A 20,313-nucleotide genomic window follows, 5' to 3' on the forward strand; every position below is an offset into this window, starting at 1 on the left:
GAGGAAATATCTATGAAGCCCTTTTTACCCCTACCCCGGCTGACCTGTCTTTTGCTGTCGCTGAGTGGATCCATTGCCGTATTGGCCCAGTCCGACACGGGCAGGTTGGAGAACATGAGCTTAAAGGAATTATTGAATGTGAAAGTCGCGGCGCCCAGCAAGAGCATGCAGGAGATCGGGCTGGCGCCGGCCGCAGTGATCCTCGTGACCAGGGCCCAGATAAGGGCAAGGGGATATCAGTCCCTGCTGGACCTGATGTACGACCTGCCGGAGATGAAGGTGGATGACAAGATCTTATCCGGCATCCGGAACGGTTTCACCGTCCGGGGCACACAGGGTATCGAAAAATTCCTGTTGCTGTTGGACGGCGTCCGGATTTCGAGTCCTTCCGGGGAGGCGATGCCGGTGATGGAAAATTATCCGGTGAACCTGGCCGAGCGGGTGGAGATCGTTTATGGACCGGCCTCGGCGCTCTATGGCGCGGATGCAGTTTCAGGGGTCATCAATATCATCACGCGTAAACCCGGGTCTTCCCGGCAAATGATCGTAGATGCCCAATCAGCGGCCGGCAGCTATGGATACACCAATACATCCCTTTTCCTGGCCAAACGGTTGAATGACGACGCGGACCTTACCGTCTCGGCACAGTATGCAGACGATCCCGGGCCGGACTACAGCAAACTGTACCGGGGAGACAGCGCGTACGATGTTTCCGCCTATTCCACCGGAACGTTGCCAACCCTCTATGGGCCGTTCACGCCCGTCGCCCCGGTAAAGCCCCGGTTCGAGGCTCCGTTGAGGGCCTATAATGTATATGCGGCCGCCCATATCAATGATTTTACCCTAGCGTTCTTCCGCGGCTATAGCAGGACGCCGACGGCTTATGGAAACAATCCGGCCAATGCCCTCTATAACCGGGATGTATCTATGGCGCAAAGCGTTAATACCGCCAATGCGTCGTACCAGCGGACCCTGGGCGCGATAAGGACCTCCACTTCTTTGATGTCCAGCGAATACAATCTCGATCCGAACTCCAACTACCGGAACCTGTACACCGCCATGGAGCCTGCTTATAAATATTCCACCTGTTCGGAGGTACGAGCGGAGGAACAGTTGGACTACAAGGCGTCCGAAAAGCTGCATTTTACCGCCGGTGCGGTTTATGAGAGACATAATGCGCTCGCCCAAAGCGCGGACCTGGAAAAGCCGGTGAAAGAAGGGGATTATGTACACGGGATCTATCTCGGCAGCCGAAGCCTTTACCGCCCGGAAGGACTGCCGGCGCAGTTCTACCTTATCAAATACCATAACACCGGCGCCTACGCGCAGGCGCAGATGATTCCCTACAGCAGGCTGCATATTACGCTGGGCGCACGGGTGGAGAACAATTCCTGGTATGGGAGTACGTTCGATCCAAGGGCGGCCATCGTGTTCAATGCCACCCGGCGCACGACCGTCAAGCTGCTATACGGCAGCGCATTCCTGTCTCCGGCTCCAACAGAAGCTTACGGTCAGTGGGGCTCCTTTTACACGCAGGACTCGGGGCGCACCTATCATTCCTCGTTCCTGCACCTGCCCAATCCGGGGCTAAAGCCCATCCGGTCGAATAACCTGGAACTCGGCATCCGGCATAACCTGACCGATAACCTGATCCTGTCCCTTGATGGTTACTACAACACTCTCCGGGGATTGCATGCCTACGCCGACGACAACAACTCGACCCGTCTTTACAACAATTCGTTCAACGGCATCCCAGTGGACTATATCGAGGTGTTTGTCAACGACGGCCGGCAAAAGAATTATGGGGGCAGCCTCCAGCTGAACTGGAAGTTTACCGCGGGGAACGCGCATGTAAATGTTCTTGCTGCTGCGAGTTATACGGATGGAGTGCAGGAAGAAGAATCCAGCTCTCCGGCACCGGGAAACAAGGATATGCAGATAGACTTCATTTCACCGTGGATGGGTTATCTGCAGGGGGATATCCGGGAAGGACGGCTTACCTGCTCTCCGCGGCTTGTCCTGATGGGCAGACAACGGCTGACGGGCATCGCCGACACCGCCGGCGGCGTGATCAGGCGGCAGACGATACCAGGGTATGCTTTGTTGAATATTTCGCTTCGCTACGCGCTAACCGACCATTTTTCGCTGTTTGCCAACCTCAGCAATGCGCTGAACCAGCACTATCGCAGCGTCGGGTTCAACATGGACCTGAAAAAGACACCTTCGGAAGTATTCTATGGTCAGCGGGAAGACCCCATCCGGGTATTGGCGGGCGTCAACCTGACCTTCTAAAGATCAAACTATGAAACTCACTATCAGGCGTAAGATTTATTTCAGTTTTACTTTTCTCGTGGGACTGTTCATGGTCAATGCATCCATTACGATCGCGACCCTTAACGGCTATATAAAGCTATCCGAACATATCTCGAAGGTGATCGCGCCTTCCCTTCAATCGGAGAACGACTTCAAGAAGATGATCGTGGAGTCGAAGATGTACATTACCAACTGGGTGTTCCTCCGGTCGGGAAAAGAGGACAAGGATTCGCTTATCCGGCTCCATGAGACGGGGTACGCATCGATGAAGGCGAGACTGCTGGGGTATGCCGGCCAATGGGACACCCGCATCTCTCACGACGTCCAGGCGGGACGGGACAGCCTTCAAAAGCTTTTTTCCGGCTTTGAGGAACTGCTCGCCGTCGAAAAAGATATCATGGGGTCGCTGAAGTCGTTTGGCGACTATGACGATCCGGTGACCAAGCTGGAGGCAGAGCGTAAAGTGGAAGACGAGGTGCTTCCCCGAACGGCCGAGCTGATGAACCGGCTGAGCCGGATGATCGCCATGAGCCAGACCATCGAACAAAGGGCCAACAGGGATTTCGAGCGCTCCTCCTTCCGGCTCCAGATGCTGCTGATCATCCTGTCACTTACCATTATTTCGGCCGGGCTTGTCTTTTCGTCCATCATGACAAGATCGATCCTGCGGCCCATACATAAGATACGGGAGATCGTAACCGACCTTGGCAGGGGCATCATCCGCAAACCGGACTACCCGGTGGCCAACGACGAGATGGGGGAGATGATCCGGTGTGTCGGAAGCCTTTCGGAGAAGCTGCGCGTAACCAGCCATTTTGCTCAGCAGGTGGGGCGCCGGAATTTCGAGACGCCCTTCGAGCCCCTGAGCGATGAGGATATCCTGGGCAAAGCGCTCTTGTCGATGCGCGACAACCTCAAGGCCAGCGACAGCGAGGTGAGGGCGATGACGGGTGATTTGCAACGGAAGGACCAGCTGCTGCAGGCTGTAGGATTGGCGACGCATGAGCTGATCAGCAACAGCAATTTCTCCGAGGCTACGGGCAAGGCCATCCGCCTGTTGGGCATCAGGATGCCCGCGGATGTCGTCAACGTTTACAGAGCGGCGATGAGTGAAGCGGGTGAGCCATGGTATATCGACCAATTGGTGCGTTGGGAATCGGCAACCGACCGCGTCGAATATAACCACCCGGACTTTCAGCATTTACTCCCTATCGACCAATCCTTGGAACCGCTGATCCTGGGCAAACCGTACCAGGTTCTTGTCAGGGATATACAGGACTCCAGGCTAAAGCAACTGTACCTGGAGAAAGGGATACTATCCATTGCCGCCGTCGCCATTTTTGTGCGGGATAATTTTTGGGGGTTCGTAAGTTTCAACGGCCTCCATCAGGAAAAGACCTGGACGGAAACGGAGACCGGCATTCTCGGGTCCTTTGCCGCCACTCTGGGCTCGGCCATCGAACGGATAGACATGGAAGACCAGCTGGTGATCGCCAAGGAACGCGCCGAAGCCGCCAGCGTGGCCAAGAGTGAGTTCATGGCCAATATGAGTCATGAGCTGAGAACGCCCATGAACGCCATTATGGGCTTTACCGAACTGGTGCTTACCAGCACGGGTCTGCAAAAGACACAGCTGGAGTACTTGCAAAATGTAAGCAAGTCCGCCAATAACCTTCTGAGCATCATCAATGATATCCTCGATTTCTCAAAGATCGAGGCCGGCAAGCTGGTGATCGACGGGGCCGCCTTCTCGCTATACGAACTCGTGGAGGAGACGGCGGATATACTGGCCATCAAAGCGCAGGAAAAGAAACTCGAGGTCATTTGCAATATAGACCCGCACCTGCCTGCGCAATTTTTTGGCGACCAGGTCCGTATCCGGCAGATCCTGATGAACCTCGTCGGCAACGCAATCAAGTTCACCAGTTCCGGGGAAATTTGCGTCAGCGTGAGCGGAACGGCGCCTGCAGTCCACGGCAAGGGTACAGCGGAAATGGATCTGGCCATTTCGGTGCGAGACACCGGAATGGGCATTCCGGCGGAAAAATTGGACCAGATATTCGAGAGCTTTACACAGGCAGACAATTCGACTACCCGCAGGTTTGGGGGGACGGGACTGGGCCTCACCATCTCCCGGTCCCTTGCCATACTGATGGGCGGTACGCTGTGCGTAGAGAGTGAAGTGGGAAAAGGAAGCATATTCACTCTACACCTTCCGCTGGAGGTAATCGACGGGCAGCCTCCGCTCCGTCCCGTCCCGAAGGGTGTCTTGAAGCATGCCCTTGTCATCGATGACAACCTGACCAACTGTGAGCTTATGGAAGGATTCTTCCGATACCTGGATATTCCCGCCGCCATCTGCCACAGCGGCCCGGAGGCGTTGGTCCTGATCCGCGAATCGATGAAGACCGCCTGCCCTTTCGACCTGATCATCACCGATCACCAGATGCCCGGCATGGATGGGATTACCCTTGTAAAAGAGATCAAGCACATGATCCGCGGCTCGGACGAACCTTTTATATTGATGTTGTCCTCATTGGATAAGTGCATCCTGCAGGAAGAGGCGGAAAAGACCGGTATCCACAAGTTCCTGTCGAAGCCTGTCAAACTGGGGAGCCTCGTCCAGCTGTTGTCGCTTTTTTTCCGCGACCCGTCACTGCCGAAAGAAACGACCGCTCCATTGGCCGGCATGAACAGGTTCTCCGGCGCCGCCCGGATCCTGGTGGCGGAGGATGAGCCGATGAATATGCTGCTGATCTCCGAGGTGCTGGATAAAATGGGCCTCGAGATCATCAAGGCTACCGATGGGGCGGAAGTGCTGGCCAAACTGGAGCAATACGATCCCGCGGTCATTTTCATGGATATCAATATGCCGGTGATGGACGGATACACTGTCACCACGAAGATCCGTTCGCAGCCTTCAAAACACCAACATATTCCCATCATCGCCCTGACGGCGGATGCCATGAAGGAGGACCGCGAACGCTGCCTGGCGGTGGGCATGGATGATTTCATTTCGAAGCCGTTCCACCTGCAGGAAATTGAACACATTTTGAAGACCTATTTGAAAAACGGGTCTGCGAATTGACTACCTGTCCACCTTTTGTCTCAATTTTGTTGCATGGGGAAATTGATTGAAACAGGGCGGGCATCGGTTGAATCGGCTTTGCCAGAAACCCGTGAAGGAGGATATTGGCTCAAAATCTTTTTATGATCAAGCGGCTATTGTTTCTCGTGGAGTTGGGCCTTTCAGGATGTGGCGTTTTCGCGCAGGCGGTGGAACCGGAGCTATTGGGGCCGGGAACCATTTCAGGGCCGGTGGCCGACGCGGCGCCGGCGTTCAGTCCGGATGGAAAGACCGTCTATTTTCATCGAAGCGGGGTGGCGATGACCGGCACCATCCTCGTATCCCGGCTCCGGGCCGGGGTTTGGTCCAAGCCCGAGGTGGCGGCGTTCTCTGGGCAATGGCAGGATATCGAGCCGGCAATGTCGCCGGATGGCCGGTACATGATCTTTTCATCCAACCGGCCCGTCGTTCCGGGAGGCAAGGTGTTGGATGGTATGTGGAACAGCCAGCGTTATCCGGGCGGGGGAGGGAATTTGTGGCGGGTAGACCGGATAGGAGAGGGTTGGAGTGATCCGCGGCGCCTGCCGGATCTGATCAACAGTGACTCTTCTATTTTTTCGCCGGCGGTGACGGCGAACGGGTCGCTTTATTTTATGAAACCGGTGCGGGATACCGGGCATTTTCATTTGTTCAGAAGTGAATATCGAAGCGGCGCATACCAGGCGCCCGTGGCGGTGCCGTTCAGTGCCGCGGACACGGTGAGCGATGTGGATGGCGCCGTAGCGGCGGATGAGTCCTTTATCGTATTCAGCAGCAAGCGGCCGCCTGCAAAGATGATGGAATTGTTCATCGTGTTCCGAAAAGGCGGGATCTGGGGTGAGCCTAAGCCGCTGGGTGCAGAGGTGAACCGGGGATCGTCGAGCATCGAGTCGAGGCTGAGCCCGGATGGGAAAAGAGTGTACTTTTCAAGTTCATGGGCGCCCAAGCGCGAAAGTTTTGGGGAAGCAGGAAGTGGAAGGCGGGCGTTGGAGCGCATTGAATGGGAGACCGGCTCGTTGAATATATGGTCGGTGCCCTTGGCGGCGTGGACAAAATAAAAAGCATTGCGGCGGCGGGAGCGATGGGTGGCGGGCCGACAAAAATTTGCGAAACCGGATCAGTTGCGCATATATTTGCATCAACGTGAGAATAGAAAACTGCTTCGTCTCGAATTTTAAAGACCTTGTTTCTACGCCATTTATTGGAGAAATAAATGCAATTTGTTGGACTCGCAAACTAACAGGTGACTTTTCAGAGATCGTTCAAAAGGTTACGCGATGCGGAAATATAACAACAATTGAACAAGAGGAACTTCGTGACCTTCCCTTGAGTGAACAAGGGCAACTCGCCCGTGAAATTATTTTAGATGATTTAAAGGTATTGGAAGCTCATGGCGCATCACCAATCCTTAACGTGATCAACCACTATGATCGGGATAATACCTGCCCATTTTTCCCAACCGATGTCTATTCTTTTCATGTGGATCGCTCTCCCATACCAACCGATACCTTTTTATGTACCTACTATGGCGAATCGAGTGAAATATTGCCAAATTCACAAAGCCAAAAGAAAGTACTTATCCCAGCAATCCGTGATGAACTCAAAAAACTATATCATGGAGCAGATGAAGGTTTTGAATCATTCCTAAGTGAGCATTTCTTTGATCTGCATTATCAGGCTGACCCTGATGCCCGGCCAATATCCCTGGGGCTCGGCAACCTATGGAGATTGGCGGTCGATCATCCCGAATGTCAGGTTCCTCCTTGCATTCACCGGGCGCCAAAAGAAAAACCCGGACAGGAAAGGTTGTTGTTGATCTGTTGACCACTATCCTTAAAAGTGGATTCCGGTCTAACAAAAAAGCCCGCAACAACTGTGTGTTACGGGCTTCCGTCTTAAGATAGCTTTAGACTCATTGTCGGGAAGACAGGATTCGAACCTGCGACCCCTACGTCCCGAACGTAGTGCGCTACCGGGCTGCGCTACTTCCCGAAGCGTTTGGCGGGCGCGTTGTCCGTCAAACGGGACGCAAAAATACGGTTCCGGCGCGACCCGGCAAAATCCATTATCAAGATTTCTGAATGATTTGGAACGCTTTACCAAGATTAGCGGTAAGGTCGGAGGGGAGCATAGCCTCCTGAGAATGAACCTCGGCAGCGAGATCGCCGGCCAGGCCGTGGAGATAGACGCCGAGCAGGGCCGCCTCACCGGGGGAATAGGACTGGCCGAGCAGGGCCGTCAGGATGCCGGTCAGCACATCGCCGCTGCCGCCTTTGGCCATGCCCGGGTTGCCGGTGGAATTGAAGTAGCCCTTTCCGCCGGGCATGGCGACAAAAGTATAATGTCCTTTTAAAACGATGATGACACCCAGCCGGCGAGACTGCTCGCGGGCCTTGTCGAGGCGGCCATAGTCGTCCGCGGAAGGTCCGAAGAGCCGCTCGAACTCCTTGGGATGGGGCGTCAGAATAGAGTAGGGAGGCAGCATCTCCAGCCAGTCGGGATGAGCAGCCAGGATGTTCAGCGCGTCGGCGTCGAGCACCATGGGTTTACGATAGCGCTGCAGCAACTGGTGGAGGAAGGCGACGGTTGGAGGCTCCTGGCCCAGACCAGGTCCGACGCCGGCGACGGAATACTTGTCCGGCGAATCGGGCACCGCGGTGTGAATACATTCGTCGGGATCCATTACCAGCATGGCTTCGGGCAGGGCCGTTTGCAAAATGGAATATCCACACCTGGGAATGTCGCAGGTCAGCAGGCCGGCCCCCGTTCGCAGGCAGGCGTTGGCGGCGAGGACCGCCGCCCCCATCTTCCCATAGCTGCCGGCCACCAGCAAAGCATGACCGAAATTGCCCTTATGCGAAAAGCTCTTGCGAGGCTTATAGATGGCGCCGATGATCGCGGCATCGAGCAACTCGGCCTCGCCCTGTACCTGGCTGAGGTAGCCGGGATGAAGACCGATGTCCAATATATGGACCTCGCCCACCCAGGCTTCGTTTTCCGGCATGAGGAAGGCCGGCTTATAGACTTGGAAGCTCAGGGTATGGGTCGCGCGGACCGCGGTGTTGCCTTTCGAACTTTTGCTGACGAATAGGCCGCTGGGGATGTCTATCGCGATTATCTCGTTGCCCGAGGCGTTCAGGTGGTCGACCAGCTGCGCGGTGACCCCTTCCAGCTTCCGGTTGAGGCCCGAGCCCAGCAGGGCATCAATGAGGATATCGTCGGGGGGAATTGGATGGAAATGTTCGGGGCCCTGGACGAACCGCACTTCGACGGGCGAAGAATGCAAGCGGGCCAGGTTGGCCTGGAAGTCCTCCGTTCCGATGTTGCCAAACTCGAGGATATGCACCGTGACGGGACAATCCAACGCAGAAAGCATCCGGGCGAGAGCGAGGCCATCACCGCCATTGTTGCCTTTCCCACAGTAGATCGAAAAGCTGCGATCAAGATATCCGCCTCTTTCCAGCCAGGACAGGCAGCTTGCCGCGGCCCGCTCCATCAGGTCGATGGAGAGGATGGGTTCATGCTCCATTGTATACTGGTCCCAGGCGCGGATCTGTTCGGCTGAAAGGATTTCCATGCGGAAATTTAGGCATTTTCGGGCAGAATCGGGGGCGGCATGCCTTGGAGCGGATGGCGCCGCGGCGGCTCGAACGGGGCGTAGAGCTCAAGGTCAGAATAAGATGAGCCGCAAAAGATCGGATGCCACTCGCTAAGCCGGCTGGACAGCCTTCTTCTTCACCGGCCGGTGATGATGCGCAACTCGCGTCGTCTTTTTGGCAGCGACTCGGGCACGGGTACGGTGGACCGTCGCAGGACGGGGCGCCACGACCGGAGCAGGCGACGGCTCGCCTACGGTTGCACCGCCGGTGCTGTCGGCAGGATCGTTCTCGCCCTCGTCGAAGCGTTCTTTACCCTGTCGGTAGTCGCCGAAAAGATCGCAGAGCCGTTTGGCGGAGTAGACGTTCCTATAGTCATTGTTGCTAAGGGCGATGATGGTCGCGTCCTCGTCCATCATGCGGACGAAGACCGTGCGGTTGCCATGCCACCAGCCATTGTGATAGATCAGCTTCTTGCCATTGGGGATGAGCAGCATGCGCCAGCCCAGACCGTAGTTGTGCTGACCGGGTTTCTCGAAGCTGTATCCCGCATAGGCGCTGTCGAGCACGCCCTTCGAGAACAACTGGCCGGAGCGCAGCGCCTGGTCCCACTTATACATGTCCCGCACGGTGCTGTAGACATTCTTGTCGCCATAGACCTGGTCGAGGAACTGCATGGGGAAGGGGCGGCCGGTCTGATAATACGAGGTCATGCTTTTGCCGGAATCCGAATTCGTCCAGACATAAGTGTCCTGCATGCCCAGCGGCTGGAAGAAGGTGCGTCCCAGGTAGTCCGGATAGGGGAGTCCCGATACCTTCTCGATAACCAGGGCCAGCAATGCGTAATTGGTATTGGAATATTCGAAGTGCCGGTTGGATACCCCGCTATAGATCGTGCGATCGTTGGGATGGTCGATGATGTACTGGAGCACATCGGGGTTGTGGAGGAACTTGTGGTGATCCACCCCCGGCTTGTCCATATAATGAACATAGTTATGCAGGCCGCTGCGGTGATTTAGCAGGGTCTCGATGGTCACGGCGGGATAGGGGAAGCCGGGGAGATATTTGGACAGCGGATCGTGGATATCGAGCTTGCCATCCTGCCAGAGTTTGAGAATGCTCATCGCCGTAAAGGTCTTGGATACGGAGGCGAGGTGGAAGGCGGTATGCTCGGTGATGGAGTCCTGGCGATGACGCGGGTCGCGGAAACCCTTGTACTTTTCGAAGAGAACGACGCCATTCTTGGCGACGAGGATACTTCCGTTGAACCGGCCGGCAAGCATCGGATCGAAGAAATGAGCGGTCATATTGGTATAGCGCTCCGTTTCGGGGCCCGTCAGCGCGGGAGTTGTTGCCGGCGAAGGCGCCAAGGTATCCGTCTTTACCAGGTTCTTTGCTGTCTGGGCCTGACCACAGGATACGATCACCAAGGTTACGGACAACGCTAAATAACCAATACCTTTCACATTCATCTCTGCTAAGATTGTCTTGAATTTTTTGGGTTGGAAAACGGCAAATTTAAATCATCCGGCGTTAACTTGCAGTTCCATTTCGCAAGTAACGCAAAAAGACGGGCAAAATTATGGCTGAAAAAAAAACTACGAGTTATCCCAAAGAAAAGATTAACATTCTCTTTTTAGAAAACATCAGCGACGCCGCCGTCAAGCACTTCAAAGATTCCGGTTATGCATCCGTCAAGAAACTGACCGGGGCCCTGCCCGAAGATCAGCTCGTCGAGGCTGTGAAGGACGTTCACTTGCTGGGCATCCGCAGCAAAACCCAGATCACACCCAAGGTGTTGGCTGCCGCAAAAAAATTGCAGGCAATCGGCTGTTTCTGCATAGGAGTCAATCAAGTAGACCTGAAATCGGCTAAGAACAATGGGGTGGTTGTCTTCAACGCTCCATATTCCAATACCCGGTCGGTTGCCGAGCTGGTGATCGGGCTGGCGATCATGCTGATCCGCCGCATTCCGGATAAAAGCAAGGCCGCTCATGAAGGCGTATGGCTGAAAGAGGCGAAGGGAAGCTATGAACTTCGTGGTAAAACGCTGGGAATCATAGGATATGGGAATATCGGCGCCCAGGTCAGCGTGCTGGCCGAGGCCCTCGGGATGAAGGTGATCTTCTACGACACGGTGACCAAGCTGCCGCTGGGCAATGCCGTAGCCAAAAAGACGCTTAAGGAAGTGGTCAGCCAGGCAGACATCATCACGTTGCATGTCCCGGAGACCGCGCAGACCAAGAACCTGGTCAACAAAACAGTGATCAAGCAGATCAAGAAAGGAGCCATTCTCCTGAACTATGCCCGGGGTGAGGTGGTCGATCTGGAAGCGCTGGCCGCTGCGCTGAAAGAGGGGCAATTGTCCGGCGCGGCGATAGACGTGTATCCCTGGGAACCGGAGAAAAATGGGGATAAGTTTACCACCCCCCTGCAGGGACTGCCCAATGTGATCCTGACCCCGCATATCGGTGGGTCGACGGAGGAGGCGCAGGAGAATATCGGCGAGGACGTCAGCAACAAGCTGTTCCAATACCTCGAGACAGGGATGACGATCGGTAGCCATACCGTTCCACCGCTGAGCCTGCCGCACCAGGAAGGGACGCACCGCATCCTGCATATCCATAAGAATGTGCCGGGGGTATTGTCGGAGATCAACAGCACGCTGTCCAGCCATAACATCAACATCCTCGGGCAGTATCTCAAGACCAATGACGAGATCGGCTATGTAGTGCTGGATATCGACAAGCGGCTGTCAAACCAGGCGCTGCAGCTACTGAAGGATGTGAAGCATACGATTAAGACAAGGTTACTCTATTAGGTTATGCCTTCCCTTTTTCTCACCGCCGCCTGGAAAAAGCTTTTACTGGCGAACTATCCTGTCGAACGTGCGTCGTTGCTCCCGCTCGTCCCGGCGGGAACCGAGCTGGATGTTTGGGAAGGGGACGCCTATGTCAGCCTGGTGGGGTTCCAATTCCGCGATGTGCGGGTAAAGGGGTTGGCTATCCCATTCCACCGGCATTTTCCCGAGGTCAACCTACGGTTTTACGTTCGATATAAGGACGAGGGCAAATGGAAACGGGGAGTGGTATTTGTCCGCGAGATCGTGCCCCTTCGCGCCGTGACCTTTGTCGCCAACAATCTGTTCCACGAACGCTATATCACCCTACCGATGCACTATCATGCGCACTCCTCCGATGCGGCGGGACTCGAAGTCAGCTATTCCTGGAAATACCGCGGCCGCTGGAATCAGTTGTCCGCAAAGGCGGCGGTCCCCGCCTGGCCACTGCCCGAAGGCGGAGCCGAAGAATACATTACCGAACATTTTTGGGGGTATGCGGGCGGGAATGGCCGGTTCACAGGCGAATACCAGGTGGCGCATCCGCGCTGGGATATCTACAACGTGCAGCAATATGCGGTCGACTGCGATTTTGGCGGTTTATATGGGCCAGTTTTCGCCGAATTACGCGACCGCGACCCTGCCAGCGTCTTTCTGGCGGAAGGGTCTCCGGTGGAAGTCTACAACAAAAGGAAGATTTAACGCAGGCGGCCCTCCGCCGCAGCCTTCTCCATTTGGCGCAGTACCCGCTTCGCCCTCGCCCGGAAGGCCGGGGCAGAACGCTCCCACTGTTCCTCGATGATCAACTTTAATTCCCCGCGGATGTCGGGATGTTCTTTTGACAAATTGGAAAGCACGGTCAGAGAAAATGCTTTGACGGCGATTGGCGTCTCCGGCGACTGGAGAAAGTCAAAACAGGTGCTCATGACCCGCCCCTGGTGTTTTTTGGGGATAGCCACGTCCTGCAGCAGCCGCACGGTGTTGCGGATAACGGCTACGTGGATGTCTTTGCGTGCCAGGTTATCCAGCAGCGGCTTGAAATACGGCTCGATCAGTTCCGGATGCGCCCGCACACAATAGCTGAGAGGCCAGGCGGCCCGTTGGGTGACGCGATATTCGCCTTTGAAAAAAAGCTCGATCAGCCGGGCAAAACGCTTCTTGTCCGCGCCGACGAACGCCACGATCCGGTCGGTTTGTTTTTTGCTGTGTTCTTGTTTTAAGGACTCGAGTATGTCCATCATTGCCTAAATTTGGCGAGCATTCATCAATGTGTAAATTTAGGGCATAATTTCCTTCGTATGACTTACAGACCTAACCACACCCGATATGATTCCATGGAGTACCGGCGCTGCGGCCGCAGCGGTCTTTTGCTGCCTGCGGTGTCGCTCGGACTCTGGCATAATTTCGGACATGTGGATGTCCTCGAGAATTGCCGCAAGATACTCCACCTAGCCTTCGATTCGGGCATCACGCATTTCGATCTTGCGAACAATTATGGCCCGCCGCCGGGCTCCGCGGAGGAGAATTTTGGCCGCATCCTACGGCAGGATTTCCATGGATACCGCGACCAGCTGATCATCTCTTCGAAAGCCGGTTACTATATGTGGCCCGGCCCCTACGGCGAATGGGGCTCGCGGAAATATCTTGTCGCCAGCCTGGATCAAAGCCTGCAACGGATGGGACTCGACTATGTCGACATCTTCTATCATCACCGGCCCGATCCAAACACTCCGCTGGAGGAGACGATGATGGCGCTGGATCATATCGTCCGCCAGGGCAAAGCGCTGTACGTGGGCATCTCCAATTACCCCGCCGAAGAAGCGGCGAAGGCAATCCAAATCCTACGACAGCTGGGCACACCCTGCCTGATCCATCAACCTAAGTACTCCATGTTCGAGCGTTGGGTGGAGTACGGATTGCTGGATGTTCTGGAAAAAGAGGGTGTGGGTTGTATCCCGTTCTCGCCATTGGCGCAGGGCCTTTTGACGGATAAATACCTGAAGGGTATCCCTGAGGATTCACGGGCGCATAAACCGACGGGATTTTTGAAGGAGTCGGAGGTAACGCCGGAAAAGATCGACAAGGTCCGGCGGCTGAACGAGATGGCGATCAGGCGGGATCAGACGCTGGCACAGATGGCGCTGGCCTGGATCCTCAAGGACAAACGGATCACTTCGGTGCTGATCGGGGTCAGCCGGCCGGAACAGGTGACCGACTCCTTGCAAAGTTTCCGGAACACCTGGTTCTCGGAGGATGAACTAAGAGAGATTGAGAGTATTCTCGGCGCGGCCTAAGGGTATTTCTGGATTTGGGCGGGGCGTTCCCATTGCGGGAAAAGCGGTGGCTTTGGGAGTTATGTAAGTGATTGTTTTACAGCAAAGTGGAGATTGGCATCCGGATTGGCCTATATGCCATAATTCGTTGCTCATGAAACACATTACTCTTTACCTCATCGCGCTGCTTTGCACCGTTGCAGCTTTTGCCGACCCGGGACCTGCTCCGGCTCCCGCCGCCACCAAGGCCAGTTCCTCTAAGGCCGTTCTGAATGCCGGTTCCGTTCGCTTCCAGCTCAATGCTCCTGCTACCGACCAGGATTCTGCTCTTGTTATTTTCGACCGTTATGATCACACCGGCGCTGGTGTTGTTTACCAGATGTTCGCAGCCGACAGCACCAACGGTATCTCGATCGAGAATGTCCCCGCCGGTAAGTATTACGTTACCGTTCAGTTCCATGGTGTGCATCGCGACCGGATGGAAATGCTGGTTAGGGTGAAAGCCCAAAAGAATGGGAAGGTTCATATCAAGCTGGATGATGCGGAAGTCTTTTCGAAGGACAACGTCAGGATCCCCGCTTATAATCCTTCTTTCTCCGACCTGGCCATCCTGAAGTCCTCGAAGTAGTCATTCCGCTTTTCCGATCCTCTATCCCTTCTTCTCCATTCTGTCTTTTCGTCCACTATCCCTCTTTTCTTTCTTTCGATCCACTATCCCTCATTTCTTTCGATCCTCTATCCCCAGGTTTTTAGTACCAGGATATATAATATCCCAAAGAGTACCAGACATAGCTTAAAGTAATCCGCAGGCTTCACCGTCCAGGCCAGCAGGATGCCACACAACAATAACAGGATGACATACCCAAGTCCCGCAAAGGCCAGCGCATCGACGAGCCTGATGGGATGCGGCGTAAGCCATCCCAGCACTATTATTTCCGGCAACAGCAGCACGACACAGAACAGGGCATACTGGGCCAGCCAGCGGAGCTTTTTCACCGGCAGGGACCGGTAGCCCAACAACCGCGTGGTGTCCAGGTTTCGGCAGCGATGAAGCAAGATGCCATGGCCGAACAACGCGAGACTGTAGGCGAGGAAGGGCATGCGGAGATCGTATATGACCCCTAATTTTCATGAACTCAATTGAATCGATCGATTGATTAGAATTAAATTTTGGGTGCCCGGAAGGCGGCCGGTAGGGAGGAGTTGGTGGCTGCTGAGGAGGAACCCGGCGCCATATCGATCGCGGTATTCGCCGATCAGTGTCAGCAGTCCGGCGAGCCCGGCTTCATCGAGGGTGATCAGTGGTTCGTCAAGTAGGATCCACGTGGGCCGGCCAAGGAAAGCGAGGAGCAGGGCGAGTTTCTTGGTCATCCCGCTGGACCAACCTGCCAGCCGGGTACCGATCCAGTCACCGATCTGCAGCCTCTGAAGCAGGTAAGCGATCTGGTTTGATTCGGGGTGCAGGATCCTGCTATAAAAGTTGACCAGTTCCTGGCCAGTGAGAAATCCAGGGTAGAGCGGCTCGGCGTCGGCCCAACCAATGAGTTGGCGATAGGCGACGGGTTCGCGGCGTTGGCTGTGACCGTTTATCAAGGTGTCTCCGAGGAAGGGTACGATGCCGGCGAGGATGCGGATCAGCGTCGTCTTGCCGGTGCCGTTCGCACCTTGCAGCCAGTAGGTGCCCGTGGCAAGGGTGAGAGCGGCAATGTCGAGGATCGGCGCCGAATCGTTATAGGATTTGCGGACCTGGCGGAGTTCAAGCATGCGGGTTAGGTCGCTGAAAAAGGGGTTTTGTTACGCGCTTTTTTGTTACATTCCGGATATGAACCGGACTTTTGTTTTTCTGAAGATCTTGCTTTTGCGGATCTCGCTTGTGTCGATCTCGCTTGCGATGGCCGTGGGTGCGAACGGACAATCCCGAGAAGGTGGGCGCGCTAACACCATAGCGATCATGCGTAAGGTGGCCGACTGGCAACTGAACCACTGGCAAAAGGAGGGGATGCGCTGGCCGGCTTACGACTGGGTCAACGCGGCGGGCTATACCGGCATCTCCGCACTGGCCCGGATCACGGGCGACTCGGCCTACTACCGGGCGCTGTATGCTATTGGCGCCGGGTTGGAATGGAACACCGGTCCTCACCGAACGATGGCCGACGACTACTGTATCGGCCAATTGTACTGTGAATTGTACGCGCGCTACCGGGACCCGCAGATGCTGGCGCATTTCCGCGCGCAGGCGGACACTATCTGTTCGTTGCCGCATAGCGAGTCGTTGGAATGGACGAATGATATTTACCTGCGGGAATGGGCCTGGTGCGATGCGTTGTTTATGGCACCGCCGGGGCTGGCCGAGTTGACCACGGTGACGGGCGATCGCAAATATCTGGAGACGGCGGTGCGGTTGTGGTGGAAGACGGCTGACTTCCTGTACGATCCAAGGGACAGCCTGTTCTTTAGGGATAGCCGATTCTTTGATAAGAGGGAGCACAATGGGCGGAAGGTGTTCTGGTCACGCGGCAACGGTTGGGTGCTGGCCGGTCTCGCGCGGCTGTTGGCCTCGATGCCCGAAGGTTCTGCCGGCCGGGAGCGGCTGGTGGCGGTGTTCCGGCAAATGGCGGCCCGGATCGCCGGCTTGCAGCAGCCCGATGGCGGCTGGCGGACCGCCTTGCTGGACCCGGAACGTTATCCGAACCGGGAGACCAGCGGGACCGCCTTTTATTGCTATGCCCTTGCCTGGGGCGTGCATCATGGGATCCTGGACCGGGAGCGTTATGGGCGGGTGATTGGGAAGGCTTGGGAGGCTTTGGTGGGTGCGGTGCAGGCGGATGGGCGGCTGGGGTATGTCCAGCAGATCGGCGATCAGCCGGGCGCCGCGGATGCGCACAGCACGGAGGCCTATGGGGTGGGCGGGTTCCTGCTGGCGGGTGCGGAGATCCTGGCGATGAAAAGAGAATGAACGAATGAATGGTGGCGGCGAATCGTCGCCTGGTTTATTTTTGTCTTATAATTAACATTATGTTAAATAAGACATGGTGTAATACCGGGTAATGTACAAAAGAGCCTGTTTTCTGCATGCGTGATTGCGCTCAGGGCCGGGGCTGATTCTCCTCACGGTAATCCACGATTTGACATTGTAACTTATTGAAATTTCGGTCATGTCAGGATGCCCTATCCTTAATTCCCTCTCTCCGACTGCCACCCTGCGGCATGCAGCAAACAATTATCGCCGGCTGGTGGAGGCAAAGGATTCGACGCAAAGGAGGCGAGGAAGGGCCATGGCCAAAACATTAAACAACGTCAAGTGAACAGCACGGCCAACAACAATAGTCGACCATCGGAAAACCGGATGACAGAACGCATGGCTTACTATATAGCCGACACGGTCAATGCGATGCTCGCCTATTGGGATACCGGCTTGATGTGCAGATTTGCCAACAAATCATATAGCGACTGGTTTGGCGTGTCAAAGGAAGCTATGGTGAACAAGATGACGTTGCCCCAATTGCTGGGACCCGAACTGTTCGAGAAGAACCGGCCGTTCGTTATGGCCGCATTGCAAGGAAAAGTTCAGACCTTCGAACGGGATATCCGGATGCCTACCGGCGAGATCCGGAATTCTATTGCAACGTATTATCCCGACAACGAGCACGGCGCCGTTCAGGGGATCATCGTACACGTCGCGGATGTAACGCCGATCCGAAAAATGCAGGCGGCCGAAAAAAAACTGTTTGAGAGCCGCGAGCTTTTTCAGCAGTTTATGGAGAACAGCCCTACGCCCGCATGGATAACGGATCAGGATGGCATTATGGAATATGTCAATAACGCATTTCTAAAAGTTTTCAATTGCCGGGAAGATATAATCGGCAAGTCGATACGGGAAATTTTCCCCAGCCAACCAACAGAAGAATATATCAAGAACAACAGGATGGCGTTACAGACCGGAACCACCGTGGAATCGATCGAAACCTTCGTTGACGTCAATAAGGTGACCCGGTGGTTCAAAAGCACAAAATTTCCTTTGCGCTACAAAGATACAATTATGATCGCGGCCTGGGCCATGGATATTACATCCGAGGTATTTGCACATGAGACCAGGCTGCAGTTCGAGCAGGAAAAAAGAAGAGAGGTATTGCGATCGGTTATCGAGGCCCAGGAAACGGAAAAAGAGCGGCTTTCCAAAAGGCTTCACGAGCAAACCGCTCAAACCCTCTCCTCCTGCAAGCTGATCCTTGACAGCCTGATGGATGACGGCAGCGGAGAACCGCTGTTAAAACTGGCGGACGCTAACCTCGGGGCGGCCATCGAAGAGCTCAGACTGACCTGTAATCTCCTGACGCCGATGACGCTGTTGGATCTGGGTTTAAAGGAGGCCATAAAAGAGACGGCTATCGAAATACATGAGCGATTTAAGACCCGGCCGCGACTTTCATTCATAGGCAAGTCTTTTGAGGACATCGCTACCCAGGATAAATTGAACACCTTTCGAATCGTCGGCGACATGCTTGAATTCCTTTGCCAATATATGAATGCCGCTTCCATAGCGCTGGAACTACGGATTACCGGCATCGATATCCTGGTCCATATCCGCTACGCGGGCTTGGGGTTTGGCGGCAACACGAGGGGCAAAGAAATGCAGTCCATCCATAACCGTATCGAATACTGCAACGGAACCATCGAGTGGTCCAATTCCGGCGACGACCGCCAGCACGTGCTGATACATATCCGCGGGACCTCAGCTGCCAAATGAGACCCGTTCAGGGAATGAATCGCTTGTTGTAGACATGGATCGCCTGCCGGAAATGGAATGCTGCGCTCACCTGGGCGCTAAACCTCCCCAACAACGCAATAAAGGCGGCGCCACCAAAAGACCAGGCTGCGGCACGATTGCCGTGGTTGCCTTCCACGATTGCCGTAGTGAGGGAGCCGATGGCCGCGCCCGTCCAAAGGAAAACGCCGGCCCGGGCATTGCGGTACCGGCGTAGTTCACCGGCAGTTTCGCTATATAGCCTGAGCCGGCTCATGATCTCCCGGCGATGGATAATGCTGTCGTTGGCGGAATAGACGAAATGAGTGTATCTGACGCGCATTTCGTGTATGGAACTGTCATGGCTGATCCCCTCGGGCAGCCTGTCCTGGCCATGGACGCAAAGGGCGGCCAGCAGGCCGAAGATAAGGGGGTAAAAGTGTTTCATAGGGTCAAAGGTGATGAATAACCGTCATTTTCTCTCCAACAGCTTGAAGAACTGATCCAGCTGCGGGAGGATGACGATCCGGGTGCGACGATTAGCCTGGCGTCCTTCTTCTGTAGAGTTGGTCGCAACATTGATATATTCCCCTCGGCCGGCGGCGGTCATGCGTTCCGGAGGGAAGTGATATTGCGCCTGGAGGATGCGGACCACGGAGGTCGCCCGTTTGACGCTGAGGTCCCAGTTGTCGACGAGATCGCCATGATAGTACGGCACGCTGTCGGTATGGCCTTCGACCATAAATTCGATATCCGGCTGATTTTGCAGCACCGTCGCCACCTTGCCGAGCACGGTCTTTGCCTTTTCGGTAACGGTATAGCTGCCGGTCTTGAAGAGCATCTTGTCCGAGATGTCGATATAGATCACGCCTTTCTCGATCTTGATATTGATGTCCTGATCATCAAGATTGCCGAGAACGCCTTTCAGGTTCATCACGAGGGCGAGATTTAACGAGTCCCTGCGGGCGAGGGCAGACTGGAGGTCACGGATGTAGACATCCTTGGCGCCGATGTTGTCGAGGGACTTTTTGATGCTTTCCGCCTGTGCGCTGCTGATAACGGAGAGGTCCTGCAACTGCTTGAGTAGCTGAGTGTTGTTCTCCTTGATAATGGGCAGTTGCCGGTTCAGGTCGTCGTAGCGCCCCTGCAGATCGGCATTCTTCCGGCTAAGGTCTGCGTTGCCGTCCGCGCATGCTTTGAGCTGGCTCTGCGAGGCGTTGACCAGGGAATCATACCGGGCCTGCGCAGACTGCTGCGCGGCATTGAATTTCTTGGTGCTGACGCAGGAGAAGAGAAATACACCGCAGCATAGTGCGATGGTTCCGAACGACTTTTTCATATCACTGGTTTTACGTGTATCGCAAAACTAGTGCGCGCTAACGGCCATGGACCTGACTTGCGTCAGCCGGGGGCTTGATAGCGGTTATTGCCGCCCCCTGGTG

General features: G+C 55.3%; 17 protein-coding genes and 1 tRNA gene. 10 read left to right on the top strand and 8 right to left on the bottom strand.

The features are described from left to right. Positions 1 to 12 precede the first annotated feature (12 nt). The 4 genes from VHE34_RS13905 (at position 13) to VHE34_RS13920 (ending at position 7,243) form a co-directional block, all read left to right on the top strand. On the top strand, positions 13 to 2,292 hold the full coding sequence (locus tag VHE34_RS13905; RefSeq protein WP_325588875.1) for a TonB-dependent receptor: 2,280 nt from the start codon (positions 13 to 15) through the stop codon (positions 2,290 to 2,292). Positions 2,293 to 2,302: 10 nt separating this feature from the next. After that, complete coding sequence (locus VHE34_RS13910; protein ID WP_325588877.1) at positions 2,303 to 5,401, top strand: GAF domain-containing hybrid sensor histidine kinase/response regulator; 3,099 nt, start codon at positions 2,303 to 2,305, stop codon at positions 5,399 to 5,401. Between the two features lie 122 nt (positions 5,402 to 5,523). Beyond that, on the top strand, positions 5,524 to 6,477 hold the full coding sequence (locus VHE34_RS13915) for a hypothetical protein (protein ID WP_325588879.1): 954 nt from the start codon (positions 5,524 to 5,526) through the stop codon (positions 6,475 to 6,477). 85 nt (positions 6,478 to 6,562) lie between these two features. Next, on the top strand, positions 6,563 to 7,243 hold the full coding sequence (locus tag VHE34_RS13920; protein WP_325588881.1) for a hypothetical protein: 681 nt from the start codon (positions 6,563 to 6,565) through the stop codon (positions 7,241 to 7,243). A 94-nt stretch (positions 7,244 to 7,337) separates the two neighbouring features. Here the strand turns inward: VHE34_RS13920 and VHE34_RS13925 are convergent. The 3 genes from VHE34_RS13925 to VHE34_RS13935 form a co-directional block, all read right to left on the bottom strand. After that, positions 7,338 to 7,411 (bottom strand) — tRNA-Pro (locus tag VHE34_RS13925). Positions 7,412 to 7,487: 76 nt separating this feature from the next. Next, a complete protein-coding gene (locus tag VHE34_RS13930) occupies positions 7,488 to 8,996 on the bottom strand; it encodes an NAD(P)H-hydrate dehydratase (RefSeq protein WP_325588883.1) in 1,509 nt (502 codons plus the stop codon). A gap of 132 nt (positions 8,997 to 9,128) precedes the next feature. Continuing rightward, positions 9,129 to 10,487 carry a serine hydrolase domain-containing protein gene (locus tag VHE34_RS13935; protein WP_325588885.1) on the bottom strand — a complete coding sequence of 453 codons (1,359 nt, stop codon included), beginning with the start codon at positions 10,485 to 10,487 and terminating at the stop codon, positions 9,129 to 9,131. 110 nt (positions 10,488 to 10,597) lie between these two features. On the opposite strand from VHE34_RS13935, the gene serA reads away from it, so the two are divergent. Together serA and VHE34_RS13945 are read left to right on the top strand one after the other, a co-directional pair. Then, positions 10,598 to 11,836, top strand: a complete 1,239-nt coding sequence (gene serA / locus VHE34_RS13940) for a phosphoglycerate dehydrogenase (RefSeq protein ID WP_325588887.1) — start codon at positions 10,598 to 10,600, stop codon at positions 11,834 to 11,836. A 3-nt stretch (positions 11,837 to 11,839) separates the two neighbouring features. Next, positions 11,840 to 12,556 carry a DUF2071 domain-containing protein gene (locus VHE34_RS13945; RefSeq protein ID WP_325588889.1) on the top strand — a complete coding sequence of 239 codons (717 nt, stop codon included), beginning with the start codon at positions 11,840 to 11,842 and terminating at the stop codon, positions 12,554 to 12,556. Here VHE34_RS13945 and VHE34_RS13950 read toward each other — a convergent pair. After that, positions 12,553 to 13,095, bottom strand: a complete 543-nt coding sequence (locus tag VHE34_RS13950) for a hypothetical protein (protein ID WP_325588891.1) — start codon at positions 13,093 to 13,095, stop codon at positions 12,553 to 12,555. The two genes, VHE34_RS13945 and VHE34_RS13950, sit on opposite strands and share 4 nt — an antisense overlap. 57 nt (positions 13,096 to 13,152) lie before the next feature. Between VHE34_RS13950 and mgrA the strand changes: the two genes are divergently transcribed. Together mgrA and VHE34_RS13960 are read left to right on the top strand one after the other, a co-directional pair. Beyond that, positions 13,153 to 14,148, top strand: a complete 996-nt coding sequence (gene mgrA, locus VHE34_RS13955; RefSeq protein ID WP_325588893.1) for an L-glyceraldehyde 3-phosphate reductase — start codon at positions 13,153 to 13,155, stop codon at positions 14,146 to 14,148. A 133-nt stretch (positions 14,149 to 14,281) separates the two neighbouring features. After that, positions 14,282 to 14,755 (top strand): hypothetical protein, encoded by a 474-nt coding sequence (locus tag VHE34_RS13960; protein WP_325588895.1) that lies wholly within the window; start codon positions 14,282 to 14,284, stop codon positions 14,753 to 14,755. A gap of 107 nt (positions 14,756 to 14,862) precedes the next feature. On the opposite strand, the gene VHE34_RS13965 is transcribed toward VHE34_RS13960, so the two are convergent. Both VHE34_RS13965 and VHE34_RS13970 read right to left on the bottom strand, forming a co-directional pair. After that, a complete protein-coding gene (locus tag VHE34_RS13965) occupies positions 14,863 to 15,228 on the bottom strand; it encodes a hypothetical protein (protein WP_325588897.1) in 366 nt (121 codons plus the stop codon). Between the two features lie 27 nt (positions 15,229 to 15,255). Further along, positions 15,256 to 15,891 (bottom strand): ABC transporter ATP-binding protein, encoded by a 636-nt coding sequence (locus tag VHE34_RS13970; protein WP_325588899.1) that lies wholly within the window; start codon positions 15,889 to 15,891, stop codon positions 15,256 to 15,258. A gap of 58 nt (positions 15,892 to 15,949) precedes the next feature. On the opposite strand from VHE34_RS13970, the gene VHE34_RS13975 reads away from it, so the two are divergent. Continuing rightward, positions 15,950 to 17,083, top strand: coding sequence for a glycoside hydrolase family 88 protein (locus VHE34_RS13975; RefSeq protein ID WP_325588901.1), 1,134 nt, complete (start codon positions 15,950 to 15,952; stop codon positions 17,081 to 17,083). Between the two features lie 402 nt (positions 17,084 to 17,485). Then, complete coding sequence (locus tag VHE34_RS13980; protein ID WP_325588903.1) at positions 17,486 to 18,874, top strand: PAS domain-containing sensor histidine kinase; 1,389 nt, start codon at positions 17,486 to 17,488, stop codon at positions 18,872 to 18,874. A gap of 7 nt (positions 18,875 to 18,881) precedes the next feature. Here the strand turns inward: VHE34_RS13980 and VHE34_RS13985 are convergent, their stop codons facing one another. Further along, positions 18,882 to 19,319, bottom strand: coding sequence for a hypothetical protein (locus VHE34_RS13985; protein ID WP_325588905.1), 438 nt, complete (start codon positions 19,317 to 19,319; stop codon positions 18,882 to 18,884). Between the two features lie 24 nt (positions 19,320 to 19,343). Continuing rightward, positions 19,344 to 20,210, bottom strand: coding sequence for an OmpA/MotB family protein (locus VHE34_RS13990; protein WP_325588907.1), 867 nt, complete (start codon positions 20,208 to 20,210; stop codon positions 19,344 to 19,346). Positions 20,211 to 20,313 lie beyond the last annotated feature (103 nt).

The organism is Puia sp. (genome assembly GCF_035546395.1).
In the GTDB taxonomy this organism is placed as follows: Bacteria; Bacteroidota; Bacteroidia; order Chitinophagales; family Chitinophagaceae; genus Puia.

Excerpts from the sequence above, each read along its gene's own strand:
- VHE34_RS13905 (WP_325588875.1), top strand. The coding sequence starts at position 13 with ATGAAGCCCTTTTTACCCCTACCCCGGCTGACCTGTCTTTTGCTGTCG.
- VHE34_RS13910 (WP_325588877.1), top strand. The coding sequence starts at position 2,303 with ATGAAACTCACTATCAGGCGTAAGATTTATTTCAGTTTTACTTTTCTC.
- VHE34_RS13915 (WP_325588879.1), top strand. The coding sequence starts at position 5,524 with ATGATCAAGCGGCTATTGTTTCTCGTGGAGTTGGGCCTTTCAGGATGT.
- VHE34_RS13930 (WP_325588883.1), bottom strand. The coding sequence starts at position 8,996 with ATGGAAATCCTTTCAGCCGAACAGATCCGCGCCTGGGACCAGTATACA.
- VHE34_RS13935 (WP_325588885.1), bottom strand. The coding sequence starts at position 10,487 with ATGAATGTGAAAGGTATTGGTTATTTAGCGTTGTCCGTAACCTTGGTG.
- serA (WP_325588887.1), top strand. The coding sequence starts at position 10,598 with ATGGCTGAAAAAAAAACTACGAGTTATCCCAAAGAAAAGATTAACATT.
- VHE34_RS13945 (WP_325588889.1), top strand. The coding sequence starts at position 11,840 with ATGCCTTCCCTTTTTCTCACCGCCGCCTGGAAAAAGCTTTTACTGGCG.
- VHE34_RS13950 (WP_325588891.1), bottom strand. The coding sequence starts at position 13,095 with ATGATGGACATACTCGAGTCCTTAAAACAAGAACACAGCAAAAAACAA.
- mgrA (WP_325588893.1), top strand. The coding sequence starts at position 13,153 with ATGACTTACAGACCTAACCACACCCGATATGATTCCATGGAGTACCGG.
- VHE34_RS13960 (WP_325588895.1), top strand. The coding sequence starts at position 14,282 with ATGAAACACATTACTCTTTACCTCATCGCGCTGCTTTGCACCGTTGCA.
- VHE34_RS13965 (WP_325588897.1), bottom strand. The coding sequence starts at position 15,228 with ATGCCCTTCCTCGCCTACAGTCTCGCGTTGTTCGGCCATGGCATCTTG.
- VHE34_RS13970 (WP_325588899.1), bottom strand. The coding sequence starts at position 15,891 with ATGCTTGAACTCCGCCAGGTCCGCAAATCCTATAACGATTCGGCGCCG.
- VHE34_RS13975 (WP_325588901.1), top strand. The coding sequence starts at position 15,950 with ATGAACCGGACTTTTGTTTTTCTGAAGATCTTGCTTTTGCGGATCTCG.
- VHE34_RS13980 (WP_325588903.1), top strand. The coding sequence starts at position 17,486 with ATGGCTTACTATATAGCCGACACGGTCAATGCGATGCTCGCCTATTGG.
- VHE34_RS13985 (WP_325588905.1), bottom strand. The coding sequence starts at position 19,319 with ATGAAACACTTTTACCCCCTTATCTTCGGCCTGCTGGCCGCCCTTTGC.
- VHE34_RS13990 (WP_325588907.1), bottom strand. The coding sequence starts at position 20,210 with ATGAAAAAGTCGTTCGGAACCATCGCACTATGCTGCGGTGTATTTCTC.